The 13,093-nt window shown below is 55.5% G+C and carries 10 protein-coding genes; 7 read left to right on the top strand and 3 right to left on the bottom strand.

Annotation, left to right across the window (positions count from 1 at the left end; genetic code table 11):
• Positions 1–7: 7 nt before the first annotated feature.
• Together D3A97_RS21520 and D3A97_RS21515 are read right to left on the bottom strand one after the other, a co-directional pair.
• Positions 8–1,540 carry a glycoside hydrolase family 28 protein gene (locus tag D3A97_RS21520; protein ID WP_119080601.1) on the bottom strand — a complete coding sequence of 511 codons (1,533 nt, stop codon included), beginning with the start codon at positions 1,538–1,540 and terminating at the stop codon, positions 8–10.
• A gap of 25 nt (positions 1,541–1,565) precedes the next feature.
• Positions 1,566–3,746, bottom strand: coding sequence for an alpha/beta hydrolase (locus D3A97_RS21515; RefSeq protein ID WP_119080600.1), 2,181 nt, complete (start codon positions 3,744–3,746; stop codon positions 1,566–1,568).
• A gap of 135 nt (positions 3,747–3,881) precedes the next feature.
• On the opposite strand from D3A97_RS21515, the gene D3A97_RS21510 reads away from it, so the two are divergent.
• Positions 3,882–4,157: a hypothetical protein gene (locus D3A97_RS21510; RefSeq protein ID WP_119080724.1), complete on the top strand. Its 276-nt coding sequence runs from the start codon at positions 3,882–3,884 to the stop codon at positions 4,155–4,157.
• A 200-nt stretch (positions 4,158–4,357) separates the two neighbouring features.
• Positions 4,358–5,092 (top strand): DUF481 domain-containing protein, encoded by a 735-nt coding sequence (locus D3A97_RS21505; RefSeq protein ID WP_119080723.1) that lies wholly within the window; start codon positions 4,358–4,360, stop codon positions 5,090–5,092.
• Positions 5,093–5,395: 303 nt separating this feature from the next.
• Here D3A97_RS21505 and D3A97_RS21500 read toward each other — a convergent pair whose 3' ends face one another.
• Positions 5,396–5,692, bottom strand: coding sequence for an SWIB/MDM2 domain-containing protein (locus tag D3A97_RS21500; RefSeq protein ID WP_119080599.1), 297 nt, complete (start codon positions 5,690–5,692; stop codon positions 5,396–5,398).
• Between the two features lie 101 nt (positions 5,693–5,793).
• Between D3A97_RS21500 and D3A97_RS21495 the strand changes: the two genes are divergently transcribed.
• The 5 genes from D3A97_RS21495 (at position 5,794) to D3A97_RS21475 (ending at position 12,987) form a co-directional block, all read left to right on the top strand.
• The gene (locus tag D3A97_RS21495; protein ID WP_119080598.1) at positions 5,794–5,973 is read left to right on the top strand and encodes a hypothetical protein; all 180 of its coding nucleotides are present in this window, start codon (positions 5,794–5,796) and stop codon (positions 5,971–5,973) included.
• A gap of 428 nt (positions 5,974–6,401) precedes the next feature.
• On the top strand, positions 6,402–9,566 hold the full coding sequence (locus D3A97_RS21490) for a SusC/RagA family TonB-linked outer membrane protein (RefSeq protein ID WP_198674113.1): 3,165 nt from the start codon (positions 6,402–6,404) through the stop codon (positions 9,564–9,566).
• Positions 9,567–9,578: 12 nt separating this feature from the next.
• On the top strand, positions 9,579–11,159 hold the full coding sequence (locus tag D3A97_RS21485; RefSeq protein WP_119080596.1) for a RagB/SusD family nutrient uptake outer membrane protein: 1,581 nt from the start codon (positions 9,579–9,581) through the stop codon (positions 11,157–11,159).
• 28 nt (positions 11,160–11,187) lie between these two features.
• A complete protein-coding gene (locus D3A97_RS21480; RefSeq protein ID WP_157986677.1) occupies positions 11,188–11,886 on the top strand; it encodes a fasciclin domain-containing protein in 699 nt (232 codons plus the stop codon).
• Between the two features lie 9 nt (positions 11,887–11,895).
• Entirely contained in the window at positions 11,896–12,987 is a 1,092-nt protein-coding gene (locus D3A97_RS21475; protein WP_157986676.1) for a hypothetical protein, read from the top strand.
• Positions 12,988–13,093 lie beyond the last annotated feature (106 nt).

Here is a 13,093-nt window from a genome sequence, read left to right as displayed (position 1 = left end):
TATCCCGTTATTCCTCCGTTTGCTGCACCGCCTGTTTCCAGCCCAGCGGCGCTTCAATGGAAATATTACGCACATTTTTACCGTAAAAGAACGTGCGGGCCGTATTGTTATTGATCTTCGCCACCTTGCTGATCTGCAGGTCTTCCACATCTACCGCAATCACCGGGGTGCGCGGGTCCGCGGCTTCGGAACCCAGCATCAGCCCGTTGACCTGCACGTTCCTGGCGTGGCGGATGAACAGGCCGGAAGAGGGCAGTTCTTTCCACACGGTAGGCTGCGGGTAACCTTTTTCATCTTCCTTCACATCCTTTACATCCGCTATGTACCCGCCGGCCTGCAGCCCGCCCTTGTTGAAGAACTGCACGTTCGAAATGGAAACGTTCTCCACGTAATGGCCGGGAATAGCGGTAATGGAAGCACTGTAGTTGCCGGTGCCGTATGCCGTAATGTTGCTGATGGCAATATTGCGCATCTGCCCCATAGGCGGTACCGGCGCGCTGTGGGTATGCTTCCGCGCGCGGTTGCCCAGCCTGATGTACAGGGGGCAGGCCGTGCCTTCAATGGCAATGTTGCTGATGGTAATGCCTTCCATGATGCCGCCGTCCACAATTTCAAGAGAAAGAGCGGCAATGCCGCCGCGCATGCCGTAAATAGGCGGCCGGGCGTTTACGCCGGGCTTGATCACGCAATTGGAAATGGTGATGTTGCGAAAACCGCCCGTGCTTTCTGTGCCCGCTTTGATGGCGTTGCAGAAGCTGGACACAATGCAGTTGCTGATCACCACATCTTCTACCGCGGCCGCGCCGGTACATTTGAGCACAATCGCGTCATCGTCCGTATCAAAGGTGGAATTGGACAGGATGAAGCGGCGGCAGCCGTCAATGTCTATGCCGTCGTTATTGCGGTTGGCGTGGTTGTACACCTGTATGCGGTCTACCACCACATCTTCACAGTTCAGGTAATGCTGGTTCCAGATGCCGGCGTTGCGCATGTGTACCTGTTCTACCCGTATGTTTTTGCAGGAAATGAACAGGATGTTGCGCGGGCGGCCGTCCAGGTCGCCGCCTAGCTTGTTGGCGGGGTCGGGCTTTTGCTGCGCGCCGTTGCCGTCAATAGTGCCGGGGCCGGTAATGGCCATGTTGCTGGCCTCGTTGGCATAGATCAGGGCGCGCCAGCCGCCGGGGTCTTTCTGGGAGCGGTAAGCGGGCTGCGGCTGCTGCGGAAAGTCCTGCAGGGCCGTGCTGGCCAGCAGGGTGGTGCCCATTTCCAGGTGCAGCTCCACGTTGTTTTTCATCAGCAGCGTGCCGGTGCAGAAAATGCCGGCGGGCACCACCACCCGCCCGCCGCCCTGTGCATGGCAGGCGGCAATGGCTTTGTTGATGGCGGCGGTGTTCACCACCTTGCCGCCGGGTTTGGCGCCATAGGTAGTAATAAGGAAGTCTTTCCCGCTGCCCTGCACGGCAAGGAGCAGCAGGCAGGGAAGCAGCAGGGTCTTGAAAAAGCTGGTATGCACACGGGAAATGATATTGGCAAAGAGCATGATATGCGGTTTACATGAAAGGCGGCTACCTGGAGCTGCCCGGTAATATGGTGAGCGATTGGGTTTGGAGCCATTTTTTGAGCGCATCGTGCAGCTGTTCCGTAGCGGCTTCGGGCACTACCTGCAGGCGCGTGTCCGCATGCTGGCCGTGGTAGGCCTGTTTCACCAGTTCCAGCTCACCGGCGCCCGCCGCGCTGTTGGCGATGAGCAGGTAGCGCGGGGCCAGGCTGGCGGCCAGGTCTGGCAGGTCATACGCCCCCAGGGCGCGGGGAACGGTGCTCTGTATGGCTTCCGGAGGGTATTGCAGGGTAGTGGCAATGGAATGGTATGAAAGGCCGGGCGTTACGAGGGCTACCCTGGTGATATTTTTATCAAAAGCGGCTGCGTGCAGCAATACGGGCGCCATTTCTTCTTTGGCCAGCGCGCAGATCTCCGTTACGTGCCTGTCCTGCGCCAGCACCTGCGCCAGCCGCCCTACGTCTCCCGCGCGGATGCCGGCAATGCTGCGGCCGGTGAGCATGGCGGCAAACCAGGTATTGTACGTGCAGCTGTCTATGTAAGAATCGCCTTTGAACGCGCCGGGGCCTGTTTCCCCGGTGCCTAACAGGTCTGGCGCCAGCACGGTGAAGCCGTTCTTCACCAGCCATTCCATCTCCTTGCCCGCGTCTGCGGCCTTGCCGGCGGGGTGCAGGTAGATCACGGCCTTGCTGCCGCCGCTTTCAGGCCGCAGGGTGATGAACGGAACGGGGTAATCCCCTTCTCCTTTGATGAACGCTTTTTCTATGGTATAGCCGTCTTTTTGCAGCCGGCCGGTGAATACGGGCTTTTCTGCTACACCCGGCGCGCGGTAACCGCTCAGCTCCCGGGCCTGTTGTACGGCCCCGGCCAGGTAGGCGGGCTGCTGCCGCTTTTTTTGCAGCTGGCCGTTGAGCCGGTCCGCTTCCCGGAGGTTGAGGCTGAACACGGTCTCTCCCTGCAGGGAGGTGAGCACCTGCCCGGTAGTGGTCACCTGCAGCTCGGCCTCCGTCAGCGGTGTGATCTCTTCGTCTTTCCCGTTGCCGGGGTTGCCCAGGTGCTGCTGGAAAAAGGCGTACATGGCCGCCCGGTTCTTTTCGGTGGAGGCGTGGGCCGCATCGTCTGTCACCATCCGGAAGTTGCCTGGCTTGTTATAGGCCGTATACGCGGCCTTTATTTCTTCCGCGGTTTCCATGGAGCCCTGGATGGAAAAAATATCGCGGCTGGTGGTGATCATCAGCGTAGGGGCCGGGGCGCGCGCCAGCAGCAGGTCTCCGATGTCAAAGCCGCGGGCAATGGCCTGCGGGAAGTTCTGCTCTGCGTCTTGCGGGCCGATGGACTGCAGCAGCCGGGTGTAGCTGGTTACGTAGTTTTCCGGCGCCGCGGCCTTCACGCGTTTGTCCAACGCGGCAATGTAGGCGCTCTGCGTGCCGCCGCCGGAGCGGCCGGTAACGCCGATGCGCTGCGGGTCTACCTCCGGGCGGCTCACCAGGTAGTCTATGGCCCTGATGCCGTCCCAGATCATGTACCGCGCCATGGAGCTGCCGGTGATGAAGAGCTGCGCGCCGGGATAGGAATGTTCCCAGGTGGGCCATTTGAAGCGGGATTTCCCCGTTTCGCGGTTCACATATTGCAACCGCTCTCCCTGCCCGATGGGGTCAAATGCCAGCACCAGGAACCCTTTTTTCACCAGGTTCAGGATCACCCGCTGGTACGCCGCGGAGCGGTAGCCGGTGTTGGAATGCCCGCTGCAATACAAAATAGCGGGGGCCTTGTTTTTCAGGCCGGCGGGAATGTAGAGCGAAGCGGTAACATAAAAGGAGGGCTGCGACTCAAATACCACATGCTCCACCCGGTAGCCCGCCTTGCGTACCTCCCGCATCACTTTGGGGCGCAGGGGCGTTTTTTCCGGGAAAGGGCCCAGCATCTCCTCCAGGTTGTTACGGATGCCCTGTTGCCGTTGCTGCCAGGCTGAAAGGCCGTGCTGCGCCGCTACTTCGGCCTGGCGCCGGGCCAGCAGGGGATAGGCCTCGCCGGTGAGGTGGCGGTAGAGGGAGTTGGGCGCATCGGTGAAATGCATCCAGTTGCGTATCACGTCCAGCTCCTGCTGGGCTTTCAGGCTGGTATGGCAGAAGGGTACCAGCACGCATAACAGTTGGAACGTTTTGGAAAAGCTGCGCAATTTTTTCATATCTATGAGACAATTGAAATTACACAGGGGAGTAGTGAAAAGGAAATTTTTTTCCCGCCGTTACGGTTGTTCCCCTACTGCTGTGGCACCATATTTGGTGCCCGCAGGGTATTCCTCATCCTAAAAATGCTATTTATGGACAAGCGAGAAAAGGCATTGTTAATGGACAAGATACTCCGCGAGCTGGAAGACCTGAAGAATACCCAGTCTTCCCTGGTAAAAAAGATCGGGCAGATAGAAACGGACAATATCAACCTGGGTGACAGTGAGCTGGAAAAATCGCTCGGTGATATTTATGACAGCATTGTGGGCGGAACAGACAAGGTAGACGGCCTGCTGGTGAGCTACAAGGAGAAGCGGGACAAATTTGTGGCGGACAACGGCCTGGACGAGTCGCTGGCCGTGGAATAGGCCGCGGCGCCGGCTTCACGTATAGCGTTAATACACCGCGCCGTTCATGCGGCGGCTGCCCGGGTGTTGCGCGTTAGTTGCCTGAGCGTGGCCGCCAACGGGCCGGGGCCGGGATATCATATGAATAGCCGCTTTCCCCTGCGTGCAAAAACGGCAGTTTTTGCCGCCCCGGCATGTTAATTGTGGCTGCGCAGGGCGTGATGATAAAAAGAAACCTTCTATTGCTGGCGCTGCTGCTGGGCTGCGGCCAGGTGTTTGCGCAGTTCAGCGACTCTACCCATTATTACCTGAAATACGCGTCTACCGGCTCCATGAACCACACCAACAACGGCCGGGCCTATCTCCTGAACAATGCCCTCGGGTTTAAAATAAGCAAAAGAAAAGTTGCTTTGAACGCCAATGCCGCCTATATCTACGGCCAGCAAAACAGTGACCTCACCAACAACGATTTTTCCGCCGCGCTTGATCTTAACCTCTACCGGGACAGCAGCCGCCTGTACTATTGGGGCCTGGCCAGTTACGACAAGAGTTATTCCCTCAAGATCAACAACCGCTTCCAGGGCGGGGCAGGCTTGGCGTACGATGTGCTCAACAAACCCAACGCCCAGCTCAATATCAGTGACGGCATCCTGTTCGAGAACAGTGACCTGGTGCTGCATGACACGGTGCCTGACGTGTACCAGACCTTCCGGAACTCCCTCCGCCTCCAGTATAAATTCACCGTGGCAAATATTGTGGTGCTGGAAGGCCGGCATTTTTTACAGAACTCCCTGTCTCTCGGCAGTGACTATATCATCAAGAGCAATACCGCCCTTTCCGTCAAGCTCCGCTCCTGGCTGAGCATTACGGCCGCCATGACGTACAATAAGCTGAACCGCACCAACCGGGAAAACCTGCTGATGAACTACGGGCTAACCGTGGAAAAATATTTCTGACGGGTCACAAAGGAGGAGGCATCAAAAATAAAAGAAGACCCGGAGAGATCGCCTGAATCACCTTTAGCTGTTTCCATGAGGTACCCGGATAAAAACCGGAGAGATCGCCTGAACGTTTACTTGTTTCCGGCAGATACCCGCATAAAAAGAGGCCGCTCAATACTTTTGAGACGGCCTCCTGTAACAGATGTGTACCCACCCGCAGCGGGCGGGCAGCGGGCCCCTGCAGGAAAGGGCCGAAACGCCCTCCTGCGGGTACTGCCCGCATTAAATGTTGTTCAACTGCGATGTAACAATATCCGCTTATTTCACGTGCTGGTTGATCAGTTTGGCCAGTTCGAACATGGAGATCTGGTCTTTACCGAAAACAGGCTTCAGCTTGGCATCTGCGTTGATCATGCGTTTGTTTTGCTGGTCTTGCAGGCCATGCGCCTTGATGTAATCCCAGATCGCTTTAACAATGGCGGTCCTTGCCAGGGGTTTATCGCCTATCACGGCTGCCAATGCAGGGCTGGGAGTGAGGGGCGCCATAAAACCTGAATTGGATTTTTCCGCCGTTTTTTTAGTTGCCGTAGCTGCTTTTTTTACTGCTTTTGCCATTGTGAGTTGATTTTAAGTTCGTTAACACTGCAATGTAATATATTGTTGCATAGGGCGGGTGCAAATTTTATGCCTCATACCGGGAAATTTGTTCCCCGGGTATGCAAACGTTTTCAGAAACGGGTACCTGGCTGACTGTTTTTTGCCCGTCCCTTCACCTTTCCGGCTTTATGGAAGCCCCTGGAAAAGCTACTGGAGAACTTCATTTACCCGCCATGCGGGGCATGTCAAAAAAATACCATGATTGGAGAATAAACGTCAAGGAATTTCAGGCTATTTAAGTGACTTTTACGGCAGAAACGCAGACACCACGGTTATGAAAGAGTGATAAATACCAAAATCAGCTTGCGGGCTTAATCTATGCAGTAACAGGATTTAGGTAGAATATTCAGGTTCATTTCAAACAATTTCATGTAAAAAAACAGCAGGCCGGAAAAGATTTTCAACATCGAAAAACGGACGGATGACACCGCTATTTTTTTGAATACTTATGCAAACGATTGCATTTATCGAATAAAATAGCGCCGGAAACCGCCCTGGGGGACATATTCATTTTAAAAAAAAGAGTAACACGTTATGACTGGTAATTTTTGCTTCCTGCCCGGGCTTTGCGCCCGGCCCTGATCGCTAGTTCCTTCATGAGACCATACGACCAATGCTAGTTCAACAGCTTCTGTATCTATTTCAAAAATTTTAAAGCAATTCCCTTATGAGAAAACGTATGAGCGCAAACACCTGCATCTTTTACGCCAGGAAGTGGCTTTTGCCTTTTACCTTCCTGCTGCTGCTGCAGGCCTGGGCCACCGCAGCTTTTGCACAGTCTGTAAAAGTGCAGGGTGCCGTAAAGGATGAAAAAGGCAATGCCCTGCCGGGCGTAAACGTAATTGTGAAAGGCACCAAACAGGGTGTGGCCGCCAATATGGAAGGCCAGTACATGATTACCGTGGCCCCGGGCGCCACCCTGGTGTTTTCCATGACCGGGTTTATGAGCAGGGAAGAAGTGGTGGGAGACCGTACTACCATCAACGTTACCCTGCTGGACAACATTTCCACTCTCAATGATGTGGTGGTAGTAGGCTATGGCACCCAGAAAAAAAGGGATGTAACGGCGGCTATCAGCTCCATCAGTGCCAAAGCCATTGAAGAAAAGCAGCCGGTCAGCATCTTTGACGCCATCCAGGGCGCGGCCCCCGGCGTAAGGGTGATGAGCAACTCCGGCGCGCCGGGAGACGAGCAGGACATCACCATCCGCGGTCTCTCCACGCTCTCCGATGCGGGCGTAAAACCCTTGTATATCGTAGACGGGGTAACGATGAACAACATCAACAGCATCAATCCCAAAGACATCCAGTCAATCGAAATACTCAAAGACGCCGCTTCCGCGGCCATTTACGGCTCCCGCTCCGCCAACGGCGTGATCCTCATCACCACCAAGCGCGGGGAAGAAGGCAAGCCGCAGGTAACGCTGGATTATTTCCGCAGCTGGGGCAAACTGGCCAACCGCGTGCCGCAATCCAACCGCCTGGAAAGGCAGATATACGAACGCCGCTCCAACATCGGCCTCGATCCCAAGCCGGACGATTCCACCTCCTTTGCCCGCAACGCGGATAACGATTACCAGGCCCTCATTACGCAAACGGCTATCAGGAACCAGTTTGACATTGGCGTGAAAGGCGGCACCAAACAATTGAGCTATTACACCGGCATGCAATACCTCAATGAACAGGGCATTGTGCTGAACACCATGAACAAGCGGTTCTCTTTCCGCACCAACATAGAATACCGGCCTTCCAAAAAACTGTCTATGGCCACCCGCTTTTTTGCAGGGTACCAGGACAGGAACAACGTGGATGAGGGCAACGTGATCCGCCAGGCGCTGCAACGCCCGGCCGGCATGGCGCTGTACCTGCCCAGCGGGGATTACATCCTCAACAACGGCGGGCGCCGGAACCCCATTGCGGAATCTTTTCTCCGCAAAAACAATTCACACATCTACCGCTCCACCGTATACCAGTCTTTCGACTACGCCTTCATGCCCTCCCTGAGCCTGCATGTAGACGGCTCCGCGGACCTGGCGCTGAACAAGAACAAAAGGTTCAACTCCAAGCTGGTAGACTTCAGCGGAGACCCGGTGGCCACCTCCAGCGAAAACACTTCGCTGCCCATCAGAACACAGTCTAACGCCTACCTCAGCTACAAGCAGAGCTTTAACAAGGCGCATAACGTATACGCCACCGCGGGCCTGAACTATGAAAGGAACACGGAAGAAGAGACCAACATCGGCGGCCGCAGGTTTGTAACGGAATCTGTGGAGTCGCTGAACGCGGCTACGGACTTTTCTCCGGCAGACCTGTATACCGGAGGGGCCAACTCTTCCCTGCTCGGCTTTTTTGGCAGGGTAGGGTATGACTATAAAGGCCGTTACCTGATCAACGGCGTACTGCGCCGGGACGGGTCTTCGCGCTTTGGCCGGGATATGCGCTGGGGCAATTTCCCCTCCGTATCCGCAGGCTGGCGCTTTAGCGACGAGCCTTTTATGCGCGGCCTGTCCAAAATACTGACAGACGGCAAGCTGCGCGCCAGTTGGGGCGTTACGGGCAACCAGGCCATTGGCGAGTACGATGCGCAAACGCAGTTCGTGTTCGGTGAGTACCGGTACGATGGCGTGAGCGGCATCAGGACCAACAGCCGCCTCGGCAACCCGGACCTGAAATGGGAAGAAACCGTGCAGTCAGACATCGGGCTGGACCTCACCTTCCTCAATGGCCGCATTGCCTTTGTGGCGGATTATTATGAAAAGCATACCTCGGACCTGCTGTACGATGCGCCGCTTCCCCTGGAAGCCGGTTACCCCGGCAAGGTGCGTACCAACGCCGGCAGCATCAAGAACAGCGGCATTGAGCTGGGCATCACCGCCTACCCGCTGCATACCAAGAACTTTCAGTGGATGACCTCCGTGAACTGGACCCGCATCCGCAACAAGATCACCGAACTGCCCGGCGGGGATTATGTAGACGGTATCTGGTACGTAGGCCAGGGCATGGAAGCCGGCAACTTCTACGGCTATGAGTACCTGGGCATCTATGAGTATGACCAGAGCAACGCGTGGACGCCGGACTACAAAACCCGCCTCATTCCCGAATTTGAAAAGGATGCGCAGGGCAACGTGATCGTTGAGAAAAACATGCAGCCCGTGCTGGTAGGCTACAATACGCCAGACGGCCAGAAGTACACCGGCGAAGTGAAACGCATGACCACCGGCGGCAACGTGTCCAAAGGCGGTGACGTGATCTGGCGCAACCTGCCGGACGCGGACGGCAACCTCAACGGCAGCATCGGCAACGAAGACCGGAAGATCATCGGGTACGGCCAGCCGCGCTGGAGCCTGGGCTGGGCCAACACCTTTTCGTACAAGACCTTCACGCTGTCTTTCTCCTTCTACGGCAACTTCGGCAACAGCATCTATAACGAGAACAGGCGCAACACCGCTTCTTTCTCCAACAGCAACACCACGCCGGAACCGTATTTCATCTACAACATGTGGAAGTACCCCGGCCAGATCACAGATTCTTACCAGGGCGGGGACAAGCTGGCAGACAACTCCCGCAGGGGCGGCAGCTACTTCCTGGAAGACGGTTCCTTTATCAGGCTGCAAACCGCCAGGCTGGGCTATTCCCTGCCGGCAGACATTTCAAGAAGGCTGCACATGCAGATGCTGAACGTGTACGTATATGGCAACAACCTTTTAACGTGGACCAAATACACCGGCTTTGATCCGGAAGTAAGCCAGCGCAGCGTGCTCAAGCCGGGAGACGACCCGGGCAAATACCCGCGCAGGCGTGAAATAGGGATGGGTGTAAATGTTTCATTTTAATCTGAACAGTGTATGAAAAGATTCAACATTTTAACAATAATATTTACGGGCCTGCTGCTGGTATCCAGCCTGCAGTGCAACAAGATGCTGGATGAAAGCCCGGTGTCTACCGCAGACCCGAAAACCTTCTGGAAAGACCAGAACGACGCCAAATCCTGGATGGCGGGCATTTACAATCAGCTGCAGAACGTGCTGCGTACCAATTGGTTTGACTGGGGCGAAGTGCGGTCAGATAACATGACCGTGGCCGGTACCGGCAACGCCCAAACGAAGCTGTTGAACAACGCGCTCACGGCCAATGACAGTGATATTAACGGTATTACGCGGTGGACGGACCTGTACACCGGTATTTCCCTCTGCAACTTCGGCATCAGGTATTTCCCGGAAATGATCACGGAGAACCGTGACCAGGGCCAGGCCCTCTACAAGGATTACCTGGGCCAGTGTTACGCCCTGCGCGCGCTGCTGTATTTCTACGGCCTGCGCGTTTGGGGAAAAATGCCGATGCTGCTGGAGCCGGTAGAAGACCTCAGCCAGGAGGTACAGTATCCCCGCTCAGACATTGCCGTGGTGAAAAAACAGATACAGGACGATATTGAGGCTTCCCTCGGCCTCATTGGCAACGACCTTACCAGCCGCGGCATCAAGTACCGCATCCAGAAAGCCGGGGTATACGCCCTGCAAACAGACGTACACATGTGGTTCCAGGAGTATGACCAGGCGCTGGCAGCCTCCCAGCACTGCATCACCACCAGCAAATGCACCTGGGTGAGCACGCCCATGCAGTGGAAAGACATGTTCGTAAACCCGGAAGCCTCCACAGAGACCATTTTCAACCTCTACTGGAACGATGTGGAAAGGGGCAACACCGGCGTAGGCGTATGCCAGAAGCTGGGCTCCGGCTCCAACACCCACCAGTACAAGGTGCGCCCCGAGCTGTGGCAGGAGCTGAAAAACCACGCGGAGAACAACGTGACCACAGACGGCCGTTTTTACCTCTGCTGGGATACCATTACCTACAACCTGCAGTCAGAATATGCCGCCAACGTGGTGCAGTTCGGCAAGTTTGCGGTATGGGAAGCATTGCCCGGCGGCGACTTCATTTTTGAAGGCAACAACCAGTGCAACGCCAAAATTCCCATTTACCGTTTTGCGGACGTAATGCTGCTGCGCGCGGAAGCGCTCACCCACAAGGGCCGCTTCCCCGAGGCGCTGGAGATACTGAACAAGGTGCGGGAAAGAGTAGGGTATATGGACAAAGCGGAAGAAGCGGACGTGCCGCCCGGTGAAGACAAAACGAAGTACATAGAACGCCTCATCCTGAAAGAAAGGCAGTTTGAATTGATTGGCGAAGGCAAGCGATGGTTTGACCTCTGCCGCATTGATAAAATGTATGATTTTACCAATACCGGCTACGCCTACCTGCGCGAAATGATGAACCCCCTCCTGGCCGCCCGGGAAGGCGCTACGCAGTTTGATAACAACGCCGCCACGCCCAATGCCATGGGCAGGATACTGTACCCCATCAATTCGGACGCATTCAATGCCAACCGCAAACTGGTAGGGGACCAGAACCCGCCTTACGATGAATAACAACTTTTAACGTCAATCCGAAATGTGTATGAAAAACATTCGTCAATATATTTTACCGGTGCTGTTGTGCGGCATGGCGTTGTCTGCCTGCGAAAAACTGCCCCTGCAGCCGGGGTATGATTATAACAGCTCCCACTATGACAACAAGGTGAACATGACGGCCATGGAGTTCATGAAATCCCGGCCAGACCTGTTTTCCAGCATGCTGGAGGCTATTGATTACGTAGACACCGACCCGGCTTACAAAGACATCAAGCCGCTGTATTCCGCTACCGGCTATACGTACCTGCTGCTGCACAACAACGCCCTCAGCAACCTGGAGGATGCCAACAGCTTTTATTCCAAGAACACCTTTCCCAACCCTGACCCCGCGCTGCCGCCCACCAAAGGCACCAGCTGGACGCAGTACGATAAAAAGGTGGTGGCGGACCTGCTGAAATACCACATCCTGAAAGGGCGCTGGGACTATTCCAGCCTGAACTCCACACCGGTATGGGCAGACTCTTACCTGGCGGGCGAGAACGACCCGCTGGCCAAAGTGTACATCTATATGCAGGCCACGCGCGAAGGGTATATTTTCTTCAACAACTACCTGGTGTTCCCGAATACCGCGTATAAGGAAATACGCCCGCGTACGCCCGGCATACAGGCTACCAACGGGGCCATTCACGTCATGAACCGGTACTTTGTACCGCCCACGCAGGAGCAATTCGATAACAACAAATAATTGAAACTGATGAAAAAGATATATAACCCGGTATTATTCCTGGCCATGTGCGCATCCATGGCGGCCTGCAAAAAAGACGCCCCGGTGGAGATAGTGACCCTCAGCAAGGCAGGCAGGGAGTTCTATTTTGGAGAGAAAGTGCCCGTATGGGCCGGCACCAACGGGGAGCGGAAAGATATTTCCTACTCCTGGACGGCCACCGGCGGTACCTTTGACGGCTGGAGAACGCAGAACCTGTTCGAGAACCTCTGGATAGCGCCTACCGTACCCGGGGAGTACACGGTGACGGCTACGGCCAAAGACGGGAAGAACACCTCTTCCCGTTCTACCACCATGAAAGTGACCCGGTATTTCTTTGACGAGTTCCAGGACAATTTCACCACCGCCGGCTCCGGTTGGGCGGAAAGCAATACAGACCGGAAAGTGGTGGCCAATACAGACCCGCAGCAATCTGTGATAGAAGTGTCTAACAAAAGCACCAGCGGCCCCAACCTGCGCCGCCCGCTGAACCTGGCGGAACTGAAAATACCCTTTTCCGTAAGCGCGCAGTTTGGCTGGAAGAGCTATTTCAGGCCCAACCAGGCCATCACCTTCTCCATATACTTTGTTCAGCCGGTGGCCAACCCCGGCTACCCGTTCCTGAAGGAGATACGCTGGGAAATTTTCCCCACGGTAAACCCGGCCACTACAGACAACTACCAGCTGAGAATGGTCACCAACGTACCGTCCAATACCTCCGGGGACCAGTTCAGCGCCAACGGCAATACCAATGCCACGCTGCCCAGGCCGCTGCCGCTCATCAACCCCGTAAAGGGCAAGGTACCGGCTTTGTCAATAGCCAGCGGCGTGGAGAAGAAGATCACTTTTTCAGTGGATGCGGGCCACGTGTTCCATGCCTATATAGACGGCGTGCTGTGGTTCACCAGCAACGGCATCAAGGACTGGCTGGCGTACTGCAAGGCTACCTACCCCGGCTTTGAAGACCCCGTGGCCCGGGAGTTCAGGGTGGCCTTCCCGGCCAAGGCCAATAACAATGAGAAAGTGACCACCATTTTCCTCAACAGCGTGTATATTGTTAACGACGGTACGGTTCTGCAATAAATCCCTATATTCGTACTGGAAACAAAAAGCCGGCGGGTAAATTTTACCTGCCGGCTTTGTTATGTCTGGTACTATTTTAACAAAGTGCTCAAGCGAACCTCAAGCG

Origin of the sequence: Chitinophaga alhagiae, assembly GCF_003568665.1 — a bacterium.
Classification (GTDB): domain Bacteria; phylum Bacteroidota; class Bacteroidia; order Chitinophagales; family Chitinophagaceae; genus Chitinophaga; species Chitinophaga alhagiae.
This window is presented reverse-complemented; position numbering and strand designations above follow the sequence as displayed.